This window comes from Lysinibacillus agricola, from assembly GCF_016638705.1.
GTDB lineage: Bacteria > Bacillota > Bacilli > Bacillales_A > Planococcaceae > Lysinibacillus > Lysinibacillus agricola.
The window spans coordinates 3,290,630-3,313,786 of record NZ_CP067341.1 but is presented as its reverse complement, the minus strand read 5'-3'; the positions used below and the strand labels follow the sequence as shown (position 1 = coordinate 3,313,786).

Annotated in this window: 57 protein-coding genes; 55 read left to right on the top strand and 2 right to left on the bottom strand. The window is 29.0% G+C overall.

The window, feature by feature from the left end; all coding sequences use genetic code 11:
* Window positions 1-14: 14 nt before the first annotated feature.
* A complete protein-coding gene (locus FJQ98_RS16415; protein ID WP_053595706.1) occupies window positions 15-563 on the bottom strand; it encodes a DUF3267 domain-containing protein in 549 nt (182 codons plus the stop codon).
* 217 nt (window positions 564-780) lie between these two features.
* On the opposite strand from FJQ98_RS16415, the gene FJQ98_RS16410 reads away from it, so the two are divergent.
* The 13 genes from FJQ98_RS16410 to FJQ98_RS16350 all read left to right on the top strand — a co-directional run bounded on the left by FJQ98_RS16410 (window position 781) and on the right by FJQ98_RS16350 (window position 6,611).
* Window positions 781-1,023 (top strand): hypothetical protein, encoded by a 243-nt coding sequence (locus FJQ98_RS16410; protein ID WP_053595707.1) that lies wholly within the window; start codon window positions 781-783, stop codon window positions 1,021-1,023.
* 36 nt (window positions 1,024-1,059) lie between these two features.
* Entirely contained in the window at window positions 1,060-1,260 is a 201-nt protein-coding gene (locus tag FJQ98_RS16405; RefSeq protein WP_053595708.1) for a hypothetical protein, read from the top strand.
* A gap of 15 nt (window positions 1,261-1,275) precedes the next feature.
* The gene (locus FJQ98_RS16400) at window positions 1,276-1,548 is read left to right on the top strand and encodes a hypothetical protein (protein ID WP_053595709.1); all 273 of its coding nucleotides are present in this window, start codon (window positions 1,276-1,278) and stop codon (window positions 1,546-1,548) included.
* Between the two features lie 59 nt (window positions 1,549-1,607).
* Window positions 1,608-2,621, top strand: coding sequence for a hypothetical protein (locus tag FJQ98_RS16395; protein WP_053595710.1), 1,014 nt, complete (start codon window positions 1,608-1,610; stop codon window positions 2,619-2,621).
* Between the two features lie 36 nt (window positions 2,622-2,657).
* A complete protein-coding gene (locus FJQ98_RS16390; protein ID WP_053595711.1) occupies window positions 2,658-3,236 on the top strand; it encodes a hypothetical protein in 579 nt (192 codons plus the stop codon).
* A 142-nt stretch (window positions 3,237-3,378) separates the two neighbouring features.
* Window positions 3,379-3,639 (top strand): hypothetical protein, encoded by a 261-nt coding sequence (locus FJQ98_RS16385; RefSeq protein ID WP_053595712.1) that lies wholly within the window; start codon window positions 3,379-3,381, stop codon window positions 3,637-3,639.
* A 125-nt stretch (window positions 3,640-3,764) separates the two neighbouring features.
* On the top strand, window positions 3,765-4,232 hold the full coding sequence (locus tag FJQ98_RS16380; protein WP_053595713.1) for a helix-turn-helix domain-containing protein: 468 nt from the start codon (window positions 3,765-3,767) through the stop codon (window positions 4,230-4,232).
* A gap of 377 nt (window positions 4,233-4,609) precedes the next feature.
* Entirely contained in the window at window positions 4,610-4,819 is a 210-nt protein-coding gene (locus FJQ98_RS16375) for a hypothetical protein (protein ID WP_053595715.1), read from the top strand.
* A gap of 41 nt (window positions 4,820-4,860) precedes the next feature.
* Complete coding sequence (locus FJQ98_RS16370; RefSeq protein ID WP_053595716.1) at window positions 4,861-5,109, top strand: hypothetical protein; 249 nt, start codon at window positions 4,861-4,863, stop codon at window positions 5,107-5,109.
* Window positions 5,106-5,432: a hypothetical protein gene (locus FJQ98_RS16365; RefSeq protein ID WP_053595717.1), complete on the top strand. Its 327-nt coding sequence runs from the start codon at window positions 5,106-5,108 to the stop codon at window positions 5,430-5,432. The genes FJQ98_RS16370 and FJQ98_RS16365 overlap by 4 nt, the downstream gene beginning before the upstream one ends.
* 34 nt (window positions 5,433-5,466) lie before the next feature.
* The gene (locus tag FJQ98_RS16360; protein ID WP_053595718.1) at window positions 5,467-5,706 is read left to right on the top strand and encodes a hypothetical protein; all 240 of its coding nucleotides are present in this window, start codon (window positions 5,467-5,469) and stop codon (window positions 5,704-5,706) included.
* A gap of 45 nt (window positions 5,707-5,751) precedes the next feature.
* Window positions 5,752-6,144, top strand: a complete 393-nt coding sequence (locus FJQ98_RS16355; protein ID WP_053595719.1) for a hypothetical protein — start codon at window positions 5,752-5,754, stop codon at window positions 6,142-6,144.
* 167 nt (window positions 6,145-6,311) lie between these two features.
* A complete protein-coding gene (locus FJQ98_RS16350; protein WP_053595720.1) occupies window positions 6,312-6,611 on the top strand; it encodes a hypothetical protein in 300 nt (99 codons plus the stop codon).
* Between the two features lie 86 nt (window positions 6,612-6,697).
* Here FJQ98_RS16350 and FJQ98_RS16345 read toward each other — a convergent pair whose 3' ends face one another.
* Window positions 6,698-6,955 carry a helix-turn-helix transcriptional regulator gene (locus tag FJQ98_RS16345; RefSeq protein ID WP_075807289.1) on the bottom strand — a complete coding sequence of 86 codons (258 nt, stop codon included), beginning with the start codon at window positions 6,953-6,955 and terminating at the stop codon, window positions 6,698-6,700.
* Between the two features lie 42 nt (window positions 6,956-6,997).
* Here FJQ98_RS16345 and FJQ98_RS16340 point away from each other — a divergent pair, with 42 nt between their 5' ends.
* The 42 genes from FJQ98_RS16340 to FJQ98_RS16135 all read left to right on the top strand — a co-directional run bounded on the left by FJQ98_RS16340 (window position 6,998) and on the right by FJQ98_RS16135 (window position 23,105).
* Complete coding sequence (locus tag FJQ98_RS16340) at window positions 6,998-7,189, top strand: hypothetical protein (RefSeq protein WP_201406483.1); 192 nt, start codon at window positions 6,998-7,000, stop codon at window positions 7,187-7,189.
* An 18-nt stretch (window positions 7,190-7,207) separates the two neighbouring features.
* Window positions 7,208-7,378, top strand: coding sequence for a hypothetical protein (locus FJQ98_RS16335; protein WP_158003050.1), 171 nt, complete (start codon window positions 7,208-7,210; stop codon window positions 7,376-7,378).
* Between the two features lie 46 nt (window positions 7,379-7,424).
* Window positions 7,425-7,727: a hypothetical protein gene (locus tag FJQ98_RS16330; RefSeq protein ID WP_053595722.1), complete on the top strand. Its 303-nt coding sequence runs from the start codon at window positions 7,425-7,427 to the stop codon at window positions 7,725-7,727.
* Between the two features lie 42 nt (window positions 7,728-7,769).
* Entirely contained in the window at window positions 7,770-8,594 is an 825-nt protein-coding gene (locus tag FJQ98_RS16325; protein WP_201406482.1) for a metallophosphoesterase family protein, read from the top strand.
* A gap of 34 nt (window positions 8,595-8,628) precedes the next feature.
* Window positions 8,629-9,087, top strand: coding sequence for a hypothetical protein (locus tag FJQ98_RS16320; RefSeq protein ID WP_053595724.1), 459 nt, complete (start codon window positions 8,629-8,631; stop codon window positions 9,085-9,087).
* Window positions 9,088-9,128: 41 nt separating this feature from the next.
* A complete protein-coding gene (locus FJQ98_RS16315; protein ID WP_053595725.1) occupies window positions 9,129-9,398 on the top strand; it encodes a hypothetical protein in 270 nt (89 codons plus the stop codon).
* Between the two features lie 151 nt (window positions 9,399-9,549).
* Complete coding sequence (locus FJQ98_RS16310) at window positions 9,550-9,936, top strand: hypothetical protein (protein ID WP_053595726.1); 387 nt, start codon at window positions 9,550-9,552, stop codon at window positions 9,934-9,936.
* 37 nt (window positions 9,937-9,973) lie between these two features.
* Entirely contained in the window at window positions 9,974-10,216 is a 243-nt protein-coding gene (locus tag FJQ98_RS16305; protein ID WP_053595727.1) for a hypothetical protein, read from the top strand.
* Between the two features lie 48 nt (window positions 10,217-10,264).
* Window positions 10,265-10,576 (top strand): hypothetical protein, encoded by a 312-nt coding sequence (locus FJQ98_RS16300; protein ID WP_053595728.1) that lies wholly within the window; start codon window positions 10,265-10,267, stop codon window positions 10,574-10,576.
* A 126-nt stretch (window positions 10,577-10,702) separates the two neighbouring features.
* Entirely contained in the window at window positions 10,703-11,191 is a 489-nt protein-coding gene (locus FJQ98_RS16295) for a hypothetical protein (protein ID WP_053595729.1), read from the top strand.
* 13 nt (window positions 11,192-11,204) lie between these two features.
* Window positions 11,205-11,372: a hypothetical protein gene (locus FJQ98_RS16290; RefSeq protein ID WP_158003051.1), complete on the top strand. Its 168-nt coding sequence runs from the start codon at window positions 11,205-11,207 to the stop codon at window positions 11,370-11,372.
* The gene (locus FJQ98_RS16285; RefSeq protein ID WP_158003052.1) at window positions 11,372-11,527 is read left to right on the top strand and encodes a hypothetical protein; all 156 of its coding nucleotides are present in this window, start codon (window positions 11,372-11,374) and stop codon (window positions 11,525-11,527) included. Before FJQ98_RS16290 ends, FJQ98_RS16285 begins: the two co-directional genes overlap by 1 nt.
* 12 nt (window positions 11,528-11,539) lie before the next feature.
* On the top strand, window positions 11,540-11,881 hold the full coding sequence (locus tag FJQ98_RS16280; protein WP_053595730.1) for a hypothetical protein: 342 nt from the start codon (window positions 11,540-11,542) through the stop codon (window positions 11,879-11,881).
* Between the two features lie 16 nt (window positions 11,882-11,897).
* A complete protein-coding gene (locus tag FJQ98_RS16275) occupies window positions 11,898-12,467 on the top strand; it encodes a metallophosphoesterase (protein ID WP_053595731.1) in 570 nt (189 codons plus the stop codon).
* A gap of 2 nt (window positions 12,468-12,469) precedes the next feature.
* On the top strand, window positions 12,470-12,646 hold the full coding sequence (locus FJQ98_RS16270; RefSeq protein ID WP_158003053.1) for a hypothetical protein: 177 nt from the start codon (window positions 12,470-12,472) through the stop codon (window positions 12,644-12,646).
* Between the two features lie 155 nt (window positions 12,647-12,801).
* A complete protein-coding gene (locus FJQ98_RS16265; protein ID WP_053595732.1) occupies window positions 12,802-13,140 on the top strand; it encodes a YolD-like family protein in 339 nt (112 codons plus the stop codon).
* The gene (locus FJQ98_RS16260; protein WP_053595733.1) at window positions 13,133-13,486 is read left to right on the top strand and encodes a YhjD family protein; all 354 of its coding nucleotides are present in this window, start codon (window positions 13,133-13,135) and stop codon (window positions 13,484-13,486) included. The genes FJQ98_RS16265 and FJQ98_RS16260 overlap by 8 nt, the downstream gene beginning before the upstream one ends.
* 77 nt (window positions 13,487-13,563) lie before the next feature.
* Window positions 13,564-14,466, top strand: coding sequence for an ATP-dependent DNA ligase (locus FJQ98_RS16255; protein WP_053595734.1), 903 nt, complete (start codon window positions 13,564-13,566; stop codon window positions 14,464-14,466).
* A 171-nt stretch (window positions 14,467-14,637) separates the two neighbouring features.
* Window positions 14,638-14,991, top strand: coding sequence for a hypothetical protein (locus FJQ98_RS16250; protein WP_053595735.1), 354 nt, complete (start codon window positions 14,638-14,640; stop codon window positions 14,989-14,991).
* Between the two features lie 55 nt (window positions 14,992-15,046).
* Window positions 15,047-15,268: a hypothetical protein gene (locus FJQ98_RS16245; protein ID WP_053595736.1), complete on the top strand. Its 222-nt coding sequence runs from the start codon at window positions 15,047-15,049 to the stop codon at window positions 15,266-15,268.
* Window positions 15,269-15,295: 27 nt separating this feature from the next.
* Entirely contained in the window at window positions 15,296-15,469 is a 174-nt protein-coding gene (locus tag FJQ98_RS16240; RefSeq protein WP_158003054.1) for a hypothetical protein, read from the top strand.
* 198 nt (window positions 15,470-15,667) lie between these two features.
* Window positions 15,668-16,072, top strand: coding sequence for a hypothetical protein (locus FJQ98_RS16235; RefSeq protein ID WP_053595737.1), 405 nt, complete (start codon window positions 15,668-15,670; stop codon window positions 16,070-16,072).
* 35 nt (window positions 16,073-16,107) lie between these two features.
* Window positions 16,108-16,482 (top strand): hypothetical protein, encoded by a 375-nt coding sequence (locus tag FJQ98_RS16230; protein WP_053595738.1) that lies wholly within the window; start codon window positions 16,108-16,110, stop codon window positions 16,480-16,482.
* Window positions 16,483-16,515: 33 nt separating this feature from the next.
* On the top strand, window positions 16,516-16,671 hold the full coding sequence (locus FJQ98_RS16225; RefSeq protein ID WP_158003055.1) for a hypothetical protein: 156 nt from the start codon (window positions 16,516-16,518) through the stop codon (window positions 16,669-16,671).
* Window positions 16,672-16,691: 20 nt separating this feature from the next.
* Window positions 16,692-16,919 (top strand): hypothetical protein, encoded by a 228-nt coding sequence (locus FJQ98_RS16220; RefSeq protein ID WP_053595739.1) that lies wholly within the window; start codon window positions 16,692-16,694, stop codon window positions 16,917-16,919.
* Between the two features lie 22 nt (window positions 16,920-16,941).
* A complete protein-coding gene (locus tag FJQ98_RS16215; RefSeq protein WP_053595740.1) occupies window positions 16,942-17,166 on the top strand; it encodes a hypothetical protein in 225 nt (74 codons plus the stop codon).
* 47 nt (window positions 17,167-17,213) lie between these two features.
* Window positions 17,214-17,399 (top strand): hypothetical protein, encoded by a 186-nt coding sequence (locus tag FJQ98_RS16210; RefSeq protein ID WP_053595741.1) that lies wholly within the window; start codon window positions 17,214-17,216, stop codon window positions 17,397-17,399.
* Window positions 17,400-17,438: 39 nt separating this feature from the next.
* Complete coding sequence (locus FJQ98_RS16205) at window positions 17,439-17,795, top strand: hypothetical protein (protein ID WP_053595742.1); 357 nt, start codon at window positions 17,439-17,441, stop codon at window positions 17,793-17,795.
* Between the two features lie 62 nt (window positions 17,796-17,857).
* Window positions 17,858-18,118 (top strand): hypothetical protein, encoded by a 261-nt coding sequence (locus FJQ98_RS16200; RefSeq protein WP_053595743.1) that lies wholly within the window; start codon window positions 17,858-17,860, stop codon window positions 18,116-18,118.
* Window positions 18,119-18,160: 42 nt separating this feature from the next.
* Complete coding sequence (locus FJQ98_RS16195; protein WP_053595744.1) at window positions 18,161-18,343, top strand: hypothetical protein; 183 nt, start codon at window positions 18,161-18,163, stop codon at window positions 18,341-18,343.
* 5 nt (window positions 18,344-18,348) lie between these two features.
* Entirely contained in the window at window positions 18,349-19,134 is a 786-nt protein-coding gene (locus FJQ98_RS27610) for a hypothetical protein (RefSeq protein ID WP_425492658.1), read from the top strand.
* 185 nt (window positions 19,135-19,319) lie between these two features.
* Entirely contained in the window at window positions 19,320-19,490 is a 171-nt protein-coding gene (locus FJQ98_RS16185) for a hypothetical protein (RefSeq protein ID WP_158003056.1), read from the top strand.
* Between the two features lie 42 nt (window positions 19,491-19,532).
* Window positions 19,533-19,808: a hypothetical protein gene (locus FJQ98_RS16180; RefSeq protein ID WP_053595745.1), complete on the top strand. Its 276-nt coding sequence runs from the start codon at window positions 19,533-19,535 to the stop codon at window positions 19,806-19,808.
* 23 nt (window positions 19,809-19,831) lie between these two features.
* The gene (locus FJQ98_RS16175) at window positions 19,832-19,999 is read left to right on the top strand and encodes a hypothetical protein (RefSeq protein WP_158003057.1); all 168 of its coding nucleotides are present in this window, start codon (window positions 19,832-19,834) and stop codon (window positions 19,997-19,999) included.
* A 51-nt stretch (window positions 20,000-20,050) separates the two neighbouring features.
* Complete coding sequence (locus FJQ98_RS16170) at window positions 20,051-20,227, top strand: hypothetical protein (protein WP_158003058.1); 177 nt, start codon at window positions 20,051-20,053, stop codon at window positions 20,225-20,227.
* A gap of 41 nt (window positions 20,228-20,268) precedes the next feature.
* Window positions 20,269-20,430 (top strand): hypothetical protein, encoded by a 162-nt coding sequence (locus FJQ98_RS16165; RefSeq protein ID WP_158003059.1) that lies wholly within the window; start codon window positions 20,269-20,271, stop codon window positions 20,428-20,430.
* The gene (locus FJQ98_RS16160; RefSeq protein ID WP_053595747.1) at window positions 20,423-20,617 is read left to right on the top strand and encodes a hypothetical protein; all 195 of its coding nucleotides are present in this window, start codon (window positions 20,423-20,425) and stop codon (window positions 20,615-20,617) included. Before FJQ98_RS16165 ends, FJQ98_RS16160 begins: the two co-directional genes overlap by 8 nt.
* A 37-nt stretch (window positions 20,618-20,654) precedes the next feature.
* Window positions 20,655-20,978, top strand: a complete 324-nt coding sequence (locus FJQ98_RS16155) for a hypothetical protein (protein ID WP_053595748.1) — start codon at window positions 20,655-20,657, stop codon at window positions 20,976-20,978.
* Between the two features lie 76 nt (window positions 20,979-21,054).
* The gene (locus FJQ98_RS16150) at window positions 21,055-21,369 is read left to right on the top strand and encodes a hypothetical protein (protein WP_053595749.1); all 315 of its coding nucleotides are present in this window, start codon (window positions 21,055-21,057) and stop codon (window positions 21,367-21,369) included.
* Window positions 21,370-21,389: 20 nt separating this feature from the next.
* Window positions 21,390-21,569: a hypothetical protein gene (locus FJQ98_RS16145; RefSeq protein ID WP_053595750.1), complete on the top strand. Its 180-nt coding sequence runs from the start codon at window positions 21,390-21,392 to the stop codon at window positions 21,567-21,569.
* 32 nt (window positions 21,570-21,601) lie between these two features.
* Window positions 21,602-21,871 carry a hypothetical protein gene (locus FJQ98_RS16140; protein ID WP_053595751.1) on the top strand — a complete coding sequence of 90 codons (270 nt, stop codon included), beginning with the start codon at window positions 21,602-21,604 and terminating at the stop codon, window positions 21,869-21,871.
* Between the two features lie 160 nt (window positions 21,872-22,031).
* Complete coding sequence (locus FJQ98_RS16135) at window positions 22,032-23,105, top strand: tyrosine-type recombinase/integrase (RefSeq protein ID WP_053595752.1); 1,074 nt, start codon at window positions 22,032-22,034, stop codon at window positions 23,103-23,105.
* Window positions 23,106-23,157: the final 52 nt, after the last annotated feature.

The following is a 23,157-nucleotide window of genomic DNA, read 5'->3' as shown; positions in this document are numbered from 1 at the left end:
ACTGAGTACAGAACTTATAAATATCCTCTGTACTCAGTTTTGTTAGCAACTCCTATATAACAGCACTTTTGGAATTTCTTCGCTATACTAAATTGTGCTAGATCATTAATACAAGTGAGCAAATGAATTCCAAGGATCATTACGAGCAGTGGTATGAAAGAAGTAAAAATAGTCATTAAAATAACTAAGAAGGAAGAAATAATCATTAATGGTGATATTGAAATAATCATCAAATCTTCTCTTTTTATTGCTCCGTTAACAGTGTTGGATAATATATTTAATTTAGGCTCATACCCAAACGCTTTAAAAGGAATATAATGACATAACTCATGTATGGGGATAACCAATAAAAAGGATAAAATAACAAGTATAAATGTTTTATTTAGTGATAATGAATAATCGAACAATTCAATTTTCATCATATAACCAGAGGATAATACTAATGCATATGCAATTAATCTAACAGTAAAGCTTTCTTTAATTGTGGTTGAATTTACACAATTATTTAAATTATATTTCTCTAACATTTGTTTATCTAAAGAATCTTGAGTAAGTATTTCCAAAGTTATCACATCCTTTGATTTTAAAATTAAGATATATCAACCTTTATTATATGCACTAAACAATTTAATTATGCTGCTTCAAAAAGGACATGTTTATTTTATATAATAAAATACATGAATATATTGAAATGAGTAAAATGTGGTGTTAATATGATTATAAGAAGTAATTAAATTAGTTAATAGAACCGTTTTATAAAACTAAAGGAGGAAGAGGTAAATGAATGAAAAGCTGCAAGAGATTATCGATTATTTAAATGATGGTATTAATTATGATAAGCGAAATTTCATCAAGGAACTATCAATGAATTGTGATGATACAATGGGATTTTCTCCAGATGAATTACGTATTATGTGGGGCAGTAGGTTGACAGGAGATTTAGATTCGTATAATGAGGAATTCTTCAATAAAGTCATCGAATCGGTAGTAAAAGTAATCGGATCGTTTAAAGATAATTATTAAGTAAAAGAGGAGTTTTATTAAAAGGAGGAATTATGAATGAAACAAATAATGCATCAAGAGATATTGGAATTTACATATAACACACGAGAAGAAAGAGATATGCATGTAGAAGCAATGGAAGCTCAAGGGTGGGAGAATGGTGGGAAAGTAAGAAGATTAAAAAACGGAGTTTCTATTTGGGATTCCGACAACAAAGATAATTACGAATGGTTTGCTGATTTTTGGAAGTATTATTAAAGGAGGAAATACATAATGAAACGAAAATTAGTATTAGTAGGAATGTTAGGATTTACAATTTTATTTGGATGTAGTCAAAGTGATGAGGGAAATGTATACGCTAGTGATCAAGGTGAGATGAATGTAATGTCAGTAGATAGAGTACACAATGGTGACGCAGTTATACTAAAACATAAAGATACAGGTTGCTACTATACATATGTCAGAGGTACTGGTAGCAGCACATCTTCTGCTCCAACTCAAATGATGGTTGTGAAAGATGGAGTTGTTGTTCCGTATTGTGATTAATTAAATAAATTGATTCTTTTATTAAAGTTTAAAAATACATAAAACGGAGGAATGGAGTAATGGTTAATGATGTTATTGCAAAAGCAATTCAAATGGAAGTAGAAGCTCAAGTAGAGAGCTATGTTGGGAAATATGAGAATTTAAAAAAGAATTATGTAAAACTAAGTGATGATCATATAAAATTAAAAGCTGAAAGTAGTGAGCTACTTTCTAAATTAAAACAACTAGAAGCGATAAAATCATTCTCTGATAACATAACTATTGAGACAATTGAAAGTGCGGTTATTTGCAACTTGAATTATAATCCTACTGATATTTCATTTAGTGGTATGCGTAGTGAAGAAATTCCAATGTGGTTTAAAATCCTCTGTCGCTACTTTGACAATAAAAATGAAATTTTAAATCTATTTAACATTTTCAATATCGAGTACCCTAACTGGGCAAAAGATATAATACTTCCTAGTCATTATAATAAACAGCAACTAAAGTTATGTTTGAATAATTCAGGTCAATTATATGTATGTAACGGTCAAATTTACGAAGGTAACATGGGTTTTTATTATACGTACCATCGCAGACATAACTTTGATTTGGAGACTGTATTCAAGCGTGAGTCTTATGTAGAAATTCCTTTCCAATTACTTCTGAAAAATAAACTACTGATTGAAGATGATGAGTTATTCGATTTATTACTAGAAAAATTACATAACGAGGCATCACACATTTCGTATTTTATGAAGTTAGTTTACTATCAAGACGTTCCTATAGATAAAGTATTAAAATTGCTGTCTCCAACTAAAAGTGGTGCTATTAATTACAAATCAATTGTCGGAAAGTATCCAGAACTCCTTAAAAGCGAGCATGTTGGTGAAAGTTTAAAACAAGGTATTTCAGAAAATGGATATTCTGAGTTGTACTTACTGAAGTTTAATAAAGAAGTCCAAAAAGAATACCTTTTGAATCGTGAGAATAAAGACTTGAAATTTGTAGAATTGATTGATAAATCTATGGAATTTAATACAGAAGAAAAAGCAGAGTTAATTAAATTATGCTATATGAATAAAGTTAAATAATAGTCACGTTTTATAAAAAACTAAAGGAGTGATTTTTTGGCTAAATGGGAAAAAAGGTTTAAAGAAATCTTAAGTAGTGAAAGAAAAAAGCATTATGCTGTATGGGAACTGGCTGATAATCTTGAAAAGATAATTCATGGATTCAGTCCAATTAGTAGAGAAGAATTAAAGAAAGAGATTACGCCTATCATTGATAGTACAGAACTCGTAGAGTCAGTTATATCAGAAATTAAATATGAAAACAGATATGAGAAGTCTGATTGTGAAGAAAATAATATGATACTAACTATTAATATAACTGGAGATTTTAAAGGTAGTATAGTAATTAAAACTGGTAGAGGTACTAGAGATAATGGGACAGAAAGAACCCCTATATTTTACGTATCTAGTTATGACAAAAATGTTTATTCAAATAAAATAAGTGAAATGAAGCGAATGTACAAGAAATATCATAATTATTCATTAGAGGTAATAATTGATTTATTTTTTGATAGACAATCGTATCTAAGCTATGATGATCGTTTTAAGGTTTATGAAATAAGTAATAAAAAGCCATCTTCTTATGATGATTCAATAAAAGGATACATAAAATCATACGATGATAAAAAGGATTGAGAATTACAAAAAAGAGCTTTTGGTAATTTAAATAAATTAAAGCACAGTGAAGATATTATGAAATTTGCTGAGGAAAATTTGGATGGGGTAAGTGAAAGTATTACATATGAATGGACTGAATATAGATTATAGGAGTGGGATAATGGATTATAACAAGATATTGAAAAATACAATAACTGCAATAAATTATGAAAATCCAAATATAATTAAACTAAAATCAGATGGTAATGATAAGAAATTTGATTTAGATTGGAATACTTCCCAAAAGATATCAAAATTAATAAATAGACAGTACTATTTTGGAACAGATATTAAACTTGATACCGAAAAAGAATTTTTACAAACTTTTAAAGAATTGCTGAAAATTAAAAGAGCCTTAAAGATTATGAAGAGTGAAAACTAATACTTAATAATATATTTGTATTGTTTAATATTAATGATGTGAAATTGACTCAAGAAGTTTAAAATGATATCTTCTACATAAACAGCTAGTTTATTTATTAGCTTTTTAAACAGAAGGGTGATTTTATGTCAAATAATAAAAATGTTGATTCAAGAGAGTTTTATTATTTAAGTCCTATAATTGGGAGAAGTATAAAAGTGTTCCGTAAGTCAAATAAGCTTACTATGGAGGAAGTCTCTAATCGTACAGGATATTCAGCTCAAGCCATTAGTTTATGTGAACGTGCAAAGAGAATGCCGTCTTCAGACTTACTGCTTAAATTGGCTGCAGTTTATCAAGTTTCAGAAGAAGAATTATTTAGACTAAGAGAAGAGACTATTATTGATACCGTTCAAACTTATGGAGAAAAATCACCAGTTAGTATACGTAACGAATTTGATACTATCATGAATACTAAATATAGCAAAAATACACATCCTAGCAATCGATCACAAAATGATCGTATTTCATTAGGTGATGGAGAGTATGCAACTGATGAAGAATTGATATTAGCTAAAGCCTTTATAATTACACTTCGTTCAATTAAGAAGTAGTTATGTTATAATCAACGGAAAAGGAGTGTTGTTATATTATGGGTTTCTTTTCAAACAATTCTAATACTAAGTCAGTTAATGTATTTAAATATCATGAAAAGGTAGCTAATAGTTTAAACGCAGGAAGAAAGTATTTGTCAGAAGTAGAAGGGGAAACAATTTGGGATAAGTACGAAAGCGCAGAATATTCACGTCGTTGTAAAAACGAGATGAAGCGTAATTTTGTGATATGGTCACGTTAAGTAAATTAAAATAAAGTATTGGGAGTAGGATGAATTTATCTTACTTCTTTTTTATATAATAAAATACATAAAATATGTTGTAATAAACAAATTTGTGTGGTAATATTTAGTTAAATAATAAAAGGAGTGATTGAAATGATGAACGAACAAGAAAGAATTCAATACATAAAAGGATTATCAGAAAATGGGTTAATGAGTGAGATTAATTACGATGATATTAATTTCTTAATTGATATTGCTAGTCGCTTGCAGCAATTTGCAACTGAATTTGATCCAGTACTTACTGAAGGACAGATGTCTAATTATGCTGAAGCATATCAAGAAGTTTTAGCAAATAGAAATTAAATGAAACCAATATATTATTTAAATTAAGAGGAGGAGTAAACGTGACTGAGTTAAGAAGCTTTAGAGATGCTTCAGGTAATATTATTTACGAAGGAGATTATACGACAATTGAAGGGTCTGATAAAAAATGGATTATTACATGGGTAGATAACAGTGTAGAAGGTTGTCTTGGGATGCCTATAGGTTGGTATGAGCAGAGAGATGATTTTGAATCTTGGAGACAATTAGAATGTGGTGAGAGTTATGAAATTAAAGGAAATATCTATTTGGAAAAGGAAGAATCGAAATGAGAGAATGGAAATCACAAGTTAACGGAAAGCACTTACGAGTATTGATTGATGAAGGAGAATCATTTAAAATTCTACAAGAATTAGAAAGTATAGTAAAACGTATTTCAAATAATTCAAATTCATTTAAGTTAGATGAGTATGACAAAGAAGAATTTGAAGAATTGCTTGGAACAATTGAATCTGACACATATGCAGGAGAAGCTGCGTTAATGGATTATATAAAAGGTGAAAATTGGATTAGCAATATTGATGAATTAGTGGATGACAGGCTTTCACAGTTTTATGACTTGTGCGATAAGCATGATATATGGGTTACTGTTTAATTAGATTGCATAAAAAGAAAGTGAGGAATTTAAAATGAATAAAGAATCAACTTTAATGATGATGGAAGCTGAAAGAGATCAGGCTGAACTTAGAGTATTAGCACAAATCAATTCCCTAAGAAATACTTTAAATAATTTAGAGAATGTAATTAAAAATGGTGAAGCAATAAGTGAATCACAAGGGTTACAAGGAAATGGGGATTATTTAGATATATATTTAACTAAATTAATTACTTACAATAAAGTAATTGAGCAAGTGAAGAATATTAAGTAATATCATGCTTTTATAAAATTAAATACATAATAAGGAGTGGTGTAGTTGAACGAAACAAAAGAAATGCGACTAGCAGCTATCAATAATCTAATAAAATTTATTTCAGAACGTGGTCGTAGGTTTTTCTATCGAGAGAGAAATAGGATGACTGGAGAACCACAAACAGCTTACCTGAAATTGAAAAATAACAGAATTTATTTTGTAGACGCATACACGAGTAAAGAAGTTTATGCATACAGTGGATATCCACATGACGGATTCTCACATGGAGGTACTTTATGGGCATTGGTTTGCGATTTCAGTATATTCGTACGAACTGGTAAATCCAGTAATGGTAAACATGGTTATGGTGGTTTGTACAGTGGTGATTGGGGTCACGGTGATGAAATACAGGAAGAAATAATCAATTATGCTAAAGAGATCGGTTATTTAGAGTAATTACGTAATACTAAACTTTCATGAAAGGAGAGTTGTGACGTGGACTTGAAAGAAAGAGAGCGTTTCGGTTGTATGTTAGGAATGATAATAGCACTTATTCCTATTGTCATCGTTATATTAACCTTAAAAGGTTTCTAATTACATAATTAAGGAGGAAGATTAATACAGTGAATCATATTGTAATTAATAAGTTAGAACATGTGTTAACTGGTAGCTGCGGAGTTATAGGTACGTACAGTGGATACAAGGATTATCATGTTGGAGATATAGTAGAAATAAAAAGTTCAATTAGTGGGATATCTCTAAATGTCATTTGCGAAAGAGAGGGTAGTTATTTCCCTTATGGATGGAGAAGTGCTAGCTTGAAACGATTAGAAGAAAAACAAGAAATGAAGAAAATATACAGTTACACTCATTTGAATAAAAAGTTGATTAATAAGTGCAGGCATAAACTATTTATTGTTTAACAAATGATGTAGTAGGAATGCTACTTTTTAATAACATTCCAAATGGTGATAATTTTATCAATCAATTCCTCGTCAGAGTGTAATAATTATTCATAAAAACTAGATAGTTTGGTGCTATCCAAATTTAAATTGCCGCAATTAGAATGTCTACCAAGAATTGAATCGACATTAATATTAAAATAATCAGCTAGTTTAGTGAGAGTTGAAATATCTGGTTCACCTAAGCTGTTCTCATATTTAGCGTAACCTTGTCTTGGAATACTTAAAATATCAGCCATCTCTTGTTGAGTTAATGATTTAGATTTTCTTAGATATTTTAAATTATTTCCAAATTTATTATCCAAGTGAACACCTCAAATAAATTATAACATGTAAGGAGAGAGTTTATGAATAAACCATATACAATTATTTTTAATCCAAAAGGAATTGCTGTCATAACAATTGATAATAGGATCGCAGATGACGAGAGTCGAATGATTCAACGTTTTAAAGATGTCGGATATATAGTAACGAATGTAACAGAAGAAACGTATAAAGAAATCACTAATAATAGAAACTTCTGTCCATTTTTAAATTAAAATAAGGTGGAAAAAATAATGAAAATTAGATTATCATTAGAAAAAATAAAAAGAATAATACTTATTATATCTACGTTAATTATTGGATATAGTATTGGAGCTACTTGTGAAAATATCAAATTTCAAAACAAATTGAAAGACTTGGAAGAACAATTCGACAAATTAATTGAGATGTATGAGAATAATTAAAATTAATTAAAGAGACTTATTATTGAAATGGCAGGAGGTTATTGTAGTGAATACTTACGAATGGTTAGATGTTAATTTTCAAATAGTCCTAAGAAATCTTAATTTAAATGAGCACATTCCTTATTCTCAATCACTTATATCTTCAGATGCAGATAAATGTTATGGGTACGAGTCAATTTGGAATAAGAAAAATGTACCGTTCGAACATGGTTCTGCACTTTACTTAATTTCAAAATTACCGCCATATGATAAAGAGGTTAGGTATACTTCTAATGGATGGGTAGCACCAGATAAATGGGTTATTGATAATTATGAAAGATTTAAAGAGCACTTACCAAGAATTGAATAAATTAGATTTATTATTAAAAATACATATTAAAGGATTGGCAAAATGAAAGTAGACTACATTTCTGATTTGCATTTGGATTTTCATATTCGACATAACGGAAATTACGGTAAATGGGAAAACAAAACTCATTTATTTTTAGAGAAGTTGTTGCCGGATAACAAAGGGGAAGTATTAGTTATTGCAGGAGATTTATCTCATTACAATATTCAATCTAAGTGGTGCTTAGAATACTTTTCAAAGCAGTATGAGCATGTATTCTTTGTAATGGGTAATCATGATTACTATTTAATTAGTGGAGGTCAGAATAAAAAATATAAGAACAATAGTATAAATAGAGAGTTTGAATTAATGAAGCTGATACCATCTTTAAATAATGTAACTCATTTATATGATTTTGAAGAGTTCTCATATAATCGCATAAAAATAGCCGGATCAACTTTGTGGTATCCTCTGCAAGAACAAAAAGACATTGACTTCTTTAACAATATTTCTAATGATTCTAAATTAATAAAAAAGCTTGATGTCGTTGCAGAACATTCATATGAAACTTTCAAATACGAGTACATGGAAGAAGTAGATATTCTTGTTACCCATGTTCCACCGGATATTTTGCAGAGTCATATTAAATATGATAGTACATCATGTTATTTAAATGAATTAGAAAATATCAAAGCTAAACATGTAGTAACAGGACATGTTCATGAACAAAATAAATATTACAATACGGATGGAACAAATATCTATATCAATGCATTAGGCTATCCAAATGAATGGTTGAATCATATGAACCCACTTGAATATAGTAAAGAAGAACGCATGAAGTTCGCCTTAGAATGGAATGTAATTAAATCATTTGAAGTTAAATAATATTGGATTTTTATAAAAAGAAATGGAGGAGTCAATGAGAGATTGGTATGTACTAGCAAAATACATTGAAAATTACCCTAGTTACGATAAGAAAAATTATTTCAAATGTAACCGTGGGATAGATTATAAAGGTTCGGAATACTACGTACAATATGTGTATTTCGGCTCAATTAGATATGCTCTTTTTATAAAATATGTTAGAGAAGAAAAAGAGGAAAAGTGGTTATATACAGGAAATGAAATGAAGATAGGTGACAAATACATAAAAAATGATGTAGAACATAAAGTTGAAAGTATTTTACATAATGATGATGAGAACTACAGTGTTTATGTTATGAAGGATATAGTTAATAAAAATAAAGACCACAGTGAATTATTAAATGCAGAAATAGAAAAAATGAATAACTTTATTCCAGAGTTTAGAAAAATGATTAGCGATAAATTATATAAGCGTTCTTTTTGGGAGATAGTTAAAGACACATTTTTTCAATGATATCGCTCTATCATTAAAAATACATAAAAGGAGTGTTTTGAGTGAGTACAGAAGAAGCAATTTTAGCTATTAATAAGATAGAGGAATTAAATAATGAACTATATGGAGTATATAAATTTTTAGAAGGAACGAGCTTTAATGCTCCTAGTAATCAGGTTGCAATATGGTCGGATTTTTCTAATAAAATTAAATTTACTATTAATAAATACGATGATTTTGACAAGGTATTCATTGTGCGTTCTGATTACGATAAGTATTACTTAGAACCAAAACAATTATTATCGTTAGTAAATAAATACGGTTTATTATAATACAGTCATTTTATAAAATTTAGGAGGTTAATTTTATGCACGAGGAAATAATTTGTAAGAATTGCGGAGATGATTGTGAAGTACAAATATGGACTGAACAGTATCATAGTGGATTATGCAGCTGTTGTTATGACGACTTGGAGGATTGACTATGGAATTTTACGAGTTTAATGTATCAATTTTTAGTGGATTAAAAGGAGTTGGATATAAGAAGTTATGGAAGGATGTACGTGTAATTCTAAATAAGAACACTTCACCAGAAGACATTATTGATGAGGCATTACGTCAAGTAAAGTCTCACCCAAAGACACATCATTGTGAAGTATCAATTGTTAGGAAAATAGACGATATAGAATATGAGATAAAAGATAAAGTGAATGAAGTTTTACATAACATTGAGCAGATTATGATGAGTATTTCAGTTCGAAAAACAGAAAAAAGTAAAATTTGTTTTGAAAATAATTATAGAAAACCTGATTTTTCTGATTTAGATTGGTGTTTCGAGCAACTATATTATTTGAAGAAAGAGTTTCAATAAAAACAAAGTATTATGTAAACGAAAGAAGGTTGATGATTTGAAGTACGCAATTCAATATGAGCACTTGGAAGATGAATTGGTGAAGGATACTTATTCGAAATGGCATTTCGATGAAGTGAAAAATTATGCTAACAAATACAGTTTAGAATTGTCAGATGAAGATTTTAATCGTTTTTTAAAACTTCAAAAATCAAATAAGGATATAGCTTGGATGATGCACATAATGAGTGTATATAAACAGTCATTTACAGACACTCTCATATCTTATATTACTTATTAATAATTACATAATACGAGCCTATTATGAAGTTGAATGGAGAGAATTTTATTGAAAAAGTTTCCTGTCATTAGTTCCAAAGGTAATAAATATTTAATTGGAATTGAAAAATGGATAGATGCTATTGATCACAGCTATTCTAGTATAGATGTCACTATCTACAAAAAGAAATCATGGTTCTCGAACAAGTTAACAACTTTATACTTTAAAAAATATAAATCAAATACACAGGAATACTATGATTTTGTTTTAGCTACTGAAAGTGCTGTATTTGCATACGAATCATCTTGTAGTTATCTGTTAAATAAAGAAGATGTTATTAACAAAAAGAAATTTAAAGAGTGGAACGGTATTGTTAGATAAAATGAGAATATTATTAGAAATAATGTATTTATAGGTAATACATAATGTAGAAATCAATAAAAAATCCTTTATTTACAATACAGCACTGTATTTATGGGAAGTACAAATTTAGGGGGAATATACATATTGAAGATTAAATCAGGTAGGAAGCTACTTTTAGAAAAGAGAGAAAAAAGTAAATATAAATTCCCTTTATTATTTACTAAAGAAGGTCAAGAATATATGGGATCACACATTGCATCTATTAAGTCTAAAACATTTAAAGTTGATTACTATTTTAAAAATGGATATATATCATCAATTACATATACGAATGGTATTGGTGGATTCTTACTAGCATCAACTTATGCAATATTAGGATACGTACTTCAATTAATACCTGTTGAAGATGTTAAGAAGTTAGGCATGGAGATTAATGGAGAAATAATTGAATTAAAAAAGAAGTATGTTTATACAGGATCATCTGTGAATATAAGCAGCAGATTAAATCCTAACGAAACAAGCTTAAAAATTTGGTTAGATTCATATTTGGTAAGAAATGACAAAGAGAAATACGTTAAAAAGATTAAATGGAATGATAAAAATATTTGTGATTTAAATGTTAAAAATACATAAAAGGTAGTGAGATATGAAGAAAACAAAATTTGAATGGTTAAAGTACCACATTGAATTATCACTAACACATACATATGATAATGCTAGATATGATAAGAAGGCAGAAATCAAAGCAGAAGTATATGAGGACTTACTGTACTTTATTGAAGGATTAGAAAACATTAAAAGGAGTAATACATAATGAGCAATTTTGCAAAATCATGGATTAGTGTAGGTTTGATTTCGGCTTTTATATTAGTGGCGTTGTTATCATTTATTGTAGGGGTATTCTTTACTGGATATTCAATAACAACAAATCCAGAAGCATATGAAGATATAGTTTGTGAAAAACAATAAGGAGATGAAGTCATGTTTGGAAAATCATTTAATTCAGTAACAATTAATGGTAAAACAGTAAATGTAAAAGGTAATAATATTTCAGTAATAAATAATAAAATATATGTTGATGGTAATGTCATTGAGACAGATGAATTATCAGGAGACGTACATATTATTGTAGATGGAAATATAAATAAATTAGAAACAGGATCTTCTGCAACGATCAAAGGAGATGTACTTGGAGATGTTAAAAGTGGATCATCTATTACATGCCAAAATATAAAAGGTTCAGTTAAAGCAGGAACTTCAGTTAGCTGCGGTAATGTTGAAGGAGATGTAAAAGCAGGCACAAGCATTACAATGAAACGATAGAGGAGGAAATTATAATATGAATACGTGGCTTACAAGTGATTCGCATTTCCATCATAAGAACATTTTAACATTTGAAAATCGACCATACTCAACTTTAGAAGAAATGAACGTAGGTATGATTGAAGCTTGGAATAAAGTTGTAAAGAAAGGTGACTTAGTTTACCATCTAGGCGATTTTGTATTTGGAGGATATTCAAAATGGATTGATATTTTACCACGATTAAACGGAGATAAAGTGTTGATTCAAGGCAATCATGATGATGATAAAGTAGTCAAACGAATGTTAGAAGAAGGTTATATTAAGGAATTACATACTGTAGGAATGAAAATGAAATATCAGAAGCAAAATATGTGGCTTACACATTACCCAATGGAAATTGGATTACGTCCTAATAAGTGGTCTGTTTCAGGTCATATTCACTCACAACCTAACAAATATGATAATCAGCTAAATTTAGGAGTTGATTCACCATTACTTAGTTATAAACCTTTTGGAGAACCGTTACATATTGATGAGCTGCTACAAATAATGAATGATCGAACTGAGTCAATTACAAATCAGTTTTTAGAAATGAGAGGTAATTAAGTATGATTGAAGTATTGTTGAATGTTGAACATGTAGATGATGTAGAAATTGAAGATGGCAAACTAAGCATTACCAAATATGACGGTACAGATGATGTGTTGTTCTTCGCCTCACATGGTAAAGAAATTAGCATATCTTTGTCAGAATTAACCAAAGTGATTGAGATGATGAATAAGTGATTTGATAATAGTTATCTTTTATTTAAATAAATACATATTTGGAGGATGGTCTTTTTGACTCTCTTTTTTTATTTGTAATATTTCCGTTGCATAAATCTGAACAAATACTCTATAATATATACAAACAAACGTTCTTTTTCTGGAGGAGAGAGTTTATGTTAAATGACCGTGGAAATATGAAATGGACAGCATTGATGCTGCCTGAGCATTTGGTGAAAATTAAGGAATGGAAGCAAGAGCAATTCCATGATAAACAACGTGATTTAACTGAATGGGAACTAGAAGAGATTGAACAAACAGTGCAGAGAGCCTATAAATTACATGAAGAAGTCAAAATAACCTTGTGGAGTGACAATAAATTACATGATGTTGTAGGAATGATTACTGCTATTAATGCATTTCATAAGGAATTACTCTTGGATATGGATATTTCAATAAAACGTATTACATTTGATCAGATACAAAAAGTATCAATGGTAAATATAGATGATTAATTCAGAGCAACGACAGCTTGTACACAAATTTTTATTGTTAGATTTAGCTGTCAAATCGTTGCAGGTTGATTATCTGAAGACAGAACAATTTAAATTGAAAAATGTATTTCTCCCATTAATGGATTCATTATTAAAGGATTTACGTAATGAATGTTTTAATCTGAAAAGACAGCTTGCACAGCAAAAAATACGAATTGTGGGATGGACTAAGATAGATGAGTACTTTAGTGATGTGAAAATTGCTACAGCAGGTGATGATGTTGATTTACGATATGCTCAACAAGCCTTAAAAACAAAGGTTGAACAACTTATAAATAATTATATTAATGAAAAGTTGAATTTGTAATTACCACTAGTACCTTCATTTACATGTGTTTTTAGTATATATGGCATGAGATAATGGTTTATGAGGGGGAAATAGTAATGTTATTTACTCCAATTAAACCAATGTTACTTCACATGGGTAACAATAATGAAATAATAGATAATCCAGAGTGGATTTACGATATAAAATGGGATGGTTGGCGCATCCTTTTGCATAAACAAGGTGAGCGAGTAGAGGCATATACACGACATGGCAACAATGTAACTTCTAAGTTTCCAGAGCTACAAACTGTTGGAAAGTCAATTAAGGAAGACACAGCAATTATTGATTGTGAAGGCGTAGTACTGAGAAATGGTGTATCAGTATTTGAAGATTTTGCTTACAGAGGTAGACTTTCAAATAAAGATAAGATTGATCAAGCAACTTTAACTAATGCGGCTACTTTTATAGCATTTGATGTATTAGCTACTGGTAAGTCACATATGAATAAAACACTTATAGAACGTAAGGAAATATTATCATCAATAATCGAACCTTCAAATAGTTTACTTGTTACTCCATCGGTCACAGGCAATGGCAACGATATATTTCAGTTAACTAAGGATAGAGGTATGGAAGGTATCGTAGGAAAGCGAAGTAATTCGACTTACAAAACTAACCATCGATCACATGATTGGTTGAAGTATAAACACTTTAAAGTAATGGATACTGTTATCTTAGGATATAAAGAGAATCCTTTTACAATGATAGTGGGTACTCAATTAAGTAACGGTAAATATAGACCTCTTGCGAATGTAGAGTTTGGCTTTAAACCTGAAGAGAAAACAGCTTTCAGGGAAATTGCTAAACAGATAATAACAAATGTAGAACGTGATATAATGTGGATAGAACCAAGCTTATTCTGTAAAGTACAGTATCTTGAGAAAACGAGTACTGGTTCATTGAGAATCGTTTCGTTTAAAGGATTTAATTTTAATAAAGCTCATGAAGAAAGTATCTAAAATAGATGATTAACAGTCACTCATTATTAAATGGGTGGCTTTTTCTTTTATAATATTTCCCTTTTATAAAATTAAATAAAGAAATACATAATTAATACTTGATTTTATGTATTTTGTTAATTATACTTAGGTTAAGAAGTCAAACATTACTAAATATTAGGAGGAGAGCACGTGATTGAAATTAAAGAAGGGTTCGGAGTGGACAATAAAGTATGGGCATTTACTTTCAGTAAACCTTATCAAATTGTACCAATTGGAGAAAATAAGCTTGGAGAGAATCATCTAAATAGACGATTAAAAAAGCTCAAAGAATATGATACACCAAAATATCTTGGGAATGTCGGATCATTATTGCCTCACAGATACAGTAATATCAAAGAAATTAAAAAAGAGATTATTCTAGTAAAAAAGTTCATCAGTAGAAAAGGAACTGATGATGAAGAAATTTATTATGATAAGGAATTTGAGGTATTTGTAATTCACTTCGATGATAATGAAAATTTAATGGTGCTAAATAAGAATTAAAGCATTAAACGATATTCGTATTTTACAAAATAAAAAATAGAATGGAGAAATTAAAATGAAAAATGGCAAAAACTTTTTTGAGTATTATGTATACGTAGATAAGAGATCAGGAAGTAAGGAGAATAACTGCTTCACTATTTTTAGTTCAGACATTTTAAATGAGAATGACATTATCGTAAACAACAATGAGTATTTCAAAATTACAGAAGTCTATGAAGATAACTTAACTGTTGAAAGTATTACAGTTAATGCAGTTAATGTATATAAGGTAATTTAATAATATTCGAATTTATGAAAGGAGAGTTTGTCAATAGATAATAATGATGTTGGAAATGACTGTAAGAAGGAATTTATAATCGATAAGGATTCCATGGTTAAAGAAGTTACAATGTGGATTTATAAAAATACCTTCATGGGTGGTAATTTAGATAAAACATTTAAATTAAATATAGAAATTGAGAAAATAAATGATAATTAGAAAGGTTATATAAACTAGGACTTAGTGAAAACGATGTAAATACTCTTAATTCAATTAATGATTCAGTAATAAAAATAGATTTCTTTAATCAATTACTTATTCAAGTCCATAACAATGGATTTAGGAAAGGAGTAGACGAAACAATAGGTTATGTGAAAGAAATCACCAACCAATAATACTTTTGGAAAGAGGTAGTCAATGGATAATAAAATTACAAAAGAAGCTGCACTTCAATTAAATCAGGCAAAGGATGTAATTTGGAGCGCAATGAACTTAATGATCAAAAAGCAAGGATATAGTGATTTAACTTTACACTTGGAAGGTTCTTATTATGAAATAAGTGATATTTTAAGTAATTCAGAAGTGGTAAGTAATGATATTAAATTGTTTTATGTCTACAAAAAAGATTGGTACTGTAACACTGAAGAAAAAGGATTTATTGTAAAATCTACGGATTGGAAAAGCGCAAAAGCTATTGCTATGAAAAATATCAATTTTAAAGAAGAAAGTAGAATAAATGTAATTGTTGAAGAAGTTGACAGTATTGAAGAAAATATACTGTATTCTACTGTTAATATAAGAAATAATATTACGTGCAATTAAATAAGAAATACATATTTGAAGAAAGGGGTTTATATTTGAAGGTAATTAATTCTAAAATTTATTTTCAAGTTGGAATGTTGTACGTAAAGGATCTAGACACCTTTGATATTCAATTCACAAAAGAAATTAAAGAGGCATACTATGTTGATCTATTGGTAGATTTTCAATATAAGGTTGCTAAAATAGTAAGTTCAATAAAAAGATTAGTGGAAACAGAGCCGAAGTTGATATTTCATAGAGAATTAATCGATGAATACTGCTTAGATGATTATACAGTTTGGTTAAATGGCGGTTTCATTAATGGAGTAGAAGTCGACAAGATGTATTGGACTCAAATTACTGTTTTAGACAAAGAAAAAGATGAACATTTTCATAAGTGGTTAAATAAGGATTACCTACATAATAAATAATAAATAATTCGATATTATAAAGGAGAATAAAGAATGAGTTTGAATTACAATAAAGAACGATCAAGCTGCGGCTCAGGAGGATGTGTTACATGTCCATTTTCTCAAAATGAGGATGCGTTTTATGCAGAAAACACAGGATGTCTGCCAACAGTAAATGAAATTTTGGATTTACCTGAAAACAAAATGTAAATTGGGGATGTCATGGTGAAGTGGGCGTAGTTTGTAGAGGGTTCGCTAAAGAGTACAAAAGGTTAGTAAATAAAGTAAATAAAGATTTGCCAATCGTAGATTTTGATGAGTTTACACATTTAGGAATGGATGTAGCTATTGCATTAGCTAAAGTTAGAAAAGGAATTAATCCATTGAAAGACGAGTTAAGTAAGTATAAAGGATGTTATTCGGAGCTGAACTACTTTGATTACAGTAAAATTAAATAAATACATAAATGAGGATAGGTAGATGGTAACGATACTTATATTTTTGTTTGGAGCAAGTTTGTTTTCAACTGTATTTCATTTTCTTTATATCATGGGTGCTATGGACGAAGATGGATATCCTCCTAAGAAAAAGAAGCGAAGAAGAGGATTTATCAGAATGGTTATCTCTGCATTCATCTGTGCTGTATTTCTTGGTTTATTGAACGATTATCATAATGGGTTAATTGAATTAAACTGGTGGCAATAAGATTATTATATAAAAAGTTGATATTATAAAAATAGGAGGAATGAACAATGTCAATTTGTTATGAATGTCAAATGGATAAGATAGTTAGTGGGTGTGGAGTTTCAGTTAAAGATACTAAGGTCGTAAATGGAATTGGTGTAGTTGAATGTAAATATTTTATGGAGCTAAGTGGAGACTTATTAAAAGCTCAAAAAAATAAAAACGAAATGATTAATAATGCTAAATTTAAGTGAAACAATGATGTTTTGAAAATATAAATTGGAGGTAACTATATGTTTAAATTTGAGTGTGGAGATAGTATTAAATTTGGTGAAGAATACTGTAAAGAGTTTGAACGAGAAGATTTAATTAGTAAAACCATCATGATGACTCCTCAATACTTTGAAGAAGATAATGGGATATACGTTTATACATCTACGTATGCAGGTATTTATGATAAAGAAAATAAGGAAGCTCACAGTATTTATCATTTATTTGGTAACGATTTTGAGTATTTCATGGACTGCGAATTAGTCAAAGGGTCTAATGAAGATAAGAAAAAATATGAAGAAATTATTAATTTACACAACAAAGTATTAGAAGACGAAGCTGCTAGATGGATTGAATTCACCTCGGAAAAAGGATTTTAGAAGAAATATTAAATAATAATTTCATTTTATAAAAACAAATACATAATAAAGGAGTGTTCAAATTGCAATTTGCATACAGGTTAGTTGATTCAAAAGGAGCTTCTATTGATTGGAGTCAGAACACAAAAACGTTGAAGGTAGATATTTCAGTTATTAAAGATAATGACTATTTTGAAGGTGGTAATTTAGATTATTTTAAGACTGTTTGTACTTTTCTTAATGAGGTATCTGTAAAAGGATTGGAAGGCAATATTGATGTTGAGATGCCAATTAGGATTGCAAAAATTAAAATCACAAAGACTATAGGTGCCTATATAAAGTAAATATCTAAATGATAGTCGCATTTTATAGAGAGGAGATGGATTATGGAAGAAGTATATAGTGAAGTTATTAGAAAACGTAGAGAATTATTTGCTCAAAAATATAAAGAGCATTTCGGCATAGAGTTAGATTTTAAAATATTAGAGAAGCAAAATCAAGAAAAAATTAAGAATGGCGAATATACATTTGTGTTAAATTATTATGGTATTAAATCCAACTGGATGTAAATAAAATGTATACAATAAAAGAAGGAGCTGATATTATTATGATGAAAATTGAGTATTTAAAACCGTTTTATACAAAAGTCACTGGTAATAAATTACGTTTAGTTTTTGCTCATCAATACTTAACCGTTTCAAAAGATAATGAGATTTTCCATTTCATTCCCATCGAATGTAAAGAGATGATCGTTAACTTGGATACAGAGCAAGTTGAAAATTTATCTGAGGTTTTTGTTTTCCAGAAAGATAAACGTTTTATTCGACTACCGTTATATCAATTATTATTAATTACAAATATACATAGTTTTATAAATCCAATAATACATAATGAAAAGAATAAAAATAATCAGAACAATTTAAAGGCATTTGATAAAATTTTAATTGCTAAAGTCAACTTTGAAGGATTGAGTGATTTGCCAACAAGTGAGAAAACATATTACTTTAGATCGTATGATACTGATCTTAAGATAAATGATATTGTATGGGTAGATAGTCAACGCAAACAACAACTAGCAAATTTCCTAGGGTATATTAATGAGTCTGAGATCAATTGCAACCCAACAAAGTTCATTATTAGAAAGGCGAATGCTGCTGAAGTAACAGGTCGAGAAGATTTTACTATAGATATTCAGGAGTCAAGAAAATGCGAACACACTATGCCAGACAAGTTCAGTCATGAAATTATCAAGTTACTTTCTGAAATAATGCAATTTAATAAAGAAAATATGATTGATAGATATCTAGATAATAAGGATTTTGATGGCTTAAATGAATTCCTAAGTGTTCAAGTATCATAAAAGCCATCTATTACGAAAATAAATAACAGGGAAGGGACGATGACATCGGATAAATCAATGTGTTTTAGATGTGATGAGTTCACGGAGTCAATTGAGTATAAATGTGTTAAGTGTATGCAATTCAAGTTAATTGATACTATGTATGTATTAGATAAAGAAGAAATTGTAGAGGATGATATGTAAAAATGAGTTATGAATTATTTAGAGGAGATGACCATATTTACACGTATGACCACAAACATGTAGCTGAAAAACAAGCATCAACTCTTGGTTCAGAGTTCTATGTAAGGGAAATAACATTTGATGAGTATTACAAACAGATGAAAGAAATATATGTAGAAGGGAGATATAAATAATTACATAAATTAGATGTATTATGAAAAATGAGGAGGATATTAATGTATAAAATTAAATTAGAGGAATATGAATTTACTAATAATAATGGTGTAATTACAGTAAAGCGTTATGGAGAGCATTGGAGAAATTATATAGGAGATAATGCAGTATTAGCTTTGCTGCATAAGATTGAAGACTTAGAAGAAGGAAATAAGAAATTAATCAGTTCATTAGAAGAAATTGCACATCATGTATCTGTACCAATAGATGAACCTGAAAACTATGAAAATACAGTGTATGAATTCATAGATATTGCAAAAAGAGCTTTAGGATATTAAAAGAAATAAAAAGGGGAATACATTTGAAAAAGAAATTAATTGATTATATTAGAGAAGAAAGTCAGTGTAATTATGTAGATTTGATTGACTACATTATGGAATTAAATACATTAGGTTCAGATGAATTAAAAGCTAAGTGTTTATTGGATTTAATTTGGTATATACATAATGTAGAGTCAAGTGAAGATTAAATATCAACATGTTTACATAAAAGAGATATATTAATGAAGGGAGTTATTACAATGAAAAAAGAAATAGATGAACACTATCTAACAATTATTGAAAAAGAACGAGCTAGGACTTGTGAATTGATTGATCTAATTAAGAGACTACGTGAAAATTGTGAAATACCTTACAATGGTCTAAGAAAAGAAGTGAGAATGGTGATAAAAAAATTTGATAATGAACTAAATATTTAATAATAGGAATCTTTGATTGAAATGGAGTGTGTAGAAAAGCCATGACAAAAGAAAACAAGCTAAGTGTACGCTTAAATGGCTCGCTAACAAATCGATGTTCTAAAAGAAAATTAGATAATTTACTGTTTGCTATAAATGATTATATTGGGTTAAAGGATCAATTGAAGACACAGGAGATGGGAGCTGCTTCTACTTATGAGTAATGGTGTACGATTTGGATTGCAGTATCTAGAAGAAGGAGAATATACTCTGAATGGAGGTCTAGGGAATAAAATACTCAGTGAATTTGAAGTAAAAAACGGTCAATTATTCTTTAATGGCGAGAAAGAACCGACTGTACCGCCTACTATGTATGAGTTTTTAAAAAGTAAATCCAGTAATGTTAAATAAAAACTAAATATTATTAAATACATAAAAGGAGAATAGTATGTCAGAAAAAGTGAAAGTATCGAAAGAGGTTGCAGAGGCTCTGAAAACAGTTTTGCCAAATGGAAATATTAGCGCTTGTATCGAAAAGCATGTGAAAGGTTGGGATTACGAACCTAAATTGCCTTTGAAAAAACTTTCAACAGAAGAGTTTGCAAGATGTTGTTTGATAGGCTACGTGATCGAAGAATCGCCAGAAGAAAAGTTGTTATCGACTTATAAGTTAGGAGATATGGAAGTTGAACCTTGTGGTGCTTGTTACCAAAGTGGCATTAGAGACACTCTTAATATATTAGACATGAAGATTAAAGGTATCAACTCTTAACTTAATGATATTCATGGTGTTATCAACAAAACTGCATAAAAGGTAAGTATTATGGAAAGTGAAAAGGAGAGTTAGAATGCAAATAAATTTTGAAAATGGATCAACTTTGACATCGATTGATACAAATGACGTAATACGTGGTCATTTATTTAGTCATGTGATTGCTCCAAAAGATTTTGAATACATATTATGTGAGCGAAAAAACGGCAAGAAGTTCATTAAAGTAATCATGTACTATAATGATGCTAACGGTTATATCGAAGTAGCAAGGATAAATCCAATTAAGAATGACTTCAGTGAAGATGGTTACGGTGACATTGACCATTTATTCAGTTACTTAGAAGACAATCAGAAAGTCATCAGTAACATTAAACAACAATTAATTAAATAGTAAAGGAACTGATGTAATTTATGAAGAAACGTGTAATTATTGCAAATATCATCAGAAAATTAGAAAGTGATTCAAGACGTTCTCCGAACCCTTTCGCTTCAACTCTTTCTGAGGACGATTATATACAACTAGGGAAGAGTTACTATGCTGATGAGCTATTACGTGAAATTAGAATTATGTTGGATAGTAACTTTTCATAAAATTTAACTTTTACTGAAAGGGTGTCATTATAATGATCAAAAATTATTTAGATACTATGTATGAAAAACATAAGAAGTATTTAGATTCTTTAAATCAACTAGAAGAATATCTTGAGAATGGTATTTTTAAATACAAAGGAATTGAAGTAGTAGTAAGTAACTTTGACAAAGAAGGATGGGTTTTGGAAATCACATCTCTGGACAGCAAATCATCATTATGGAATGATAGTCCAAATATCTATATGTCAGTATACGAGTTTAATGATGAAATTGAACTTTCTAGACAGAAAGCAATTAATTGAAGATTAAATAATAGGAACATATTACAAAACGTTAAGAGTCGATCATCAAAAGTCGGCTCTTAAATAAAATAAATAATAAAATACATAAAAAATGCTTTACAATACACAAAATAATGGATATACTATTATTAATAAAGAAATTATAAAGGGGTTGCAAATAATGGTTATGGTTAATCACAATACTTCATATATGGGCAACTACATAGGAGATTATATAGAAGAGTTTTTAAAAGTAAAAGGTAAAAAGTCTTTTAATACAGAAAAAACTTATAGGTCTAGTTTGAATCAAGTGTTTAAGGACATCTTAGGTAACAATGATTATATTTATATAACAGATAAAAATATTGAACATGACTTACGTTCAGAAATTTTGTTTGAATATTTCGATTCATTATATGATGCAGAAAAAGAAGATGGTACTAGGATGTATGCTAATCAGACGATTAATAGTAGACAATCTGCGATTAAGTCATTGATCACTTATTTAAAGACAAAGAAAATAGATGGAGAAAATTTAATAAAGTATGATTTAGATGATTTGAAAGTAATTGAATCGCTTAAGAACATAGGCGAAGAAATAGAAATGATACCATTTGAATTATCAATGGAATACATTGAATATTTTGGAAAAGAAGAACAGGGCTTAGAGAAATCATTAATTATTGAATTAGCTATAGACTCCGCACTTAGAGCATCTGAATTATTAAAGATAGAATGGTCAAATTTCACACCAGTAGAAGACGGAGTTATTATGAAGTCTCATGGTTACAATAAAGGAAAAGGCAATGAAGAATGGATAGACAAGATATCCTTTGAACTATATAATAAGTTGTTACAACTAAAAGAAATTGGAAATACGAATAAATTATTTACTTTGACTTACAAAAAATTAGTCGGGATGATGGATAGGGCTAATAAGCTATTAAATAATACAGATTTAGAATACTCTTTCCATTCATTTAAAAAATTATCCGTTACGATGTGTTATTTAAACAATGGAAATTGCATAGATTCAGCAATGAAAAAGGCTCGACATAAAAATGTAAATACCACTATGAGATATCTAAGATTAACCAATCTGAATGTTACAGGTATTATATCTGCAAAAATGACTACTGCTGAAGAATTATATAAAACAGCTTCACATGAATTATTATTAGAATGTTTAGAAGAAATGCGTCCAGAGATGCTTTTATTACTAAATAATAAAATCAAGAATAAAATAACAAAATGAATAAATTTATGTGACATTATAGATGATAAATGGTAAAATCAACATAGTATTG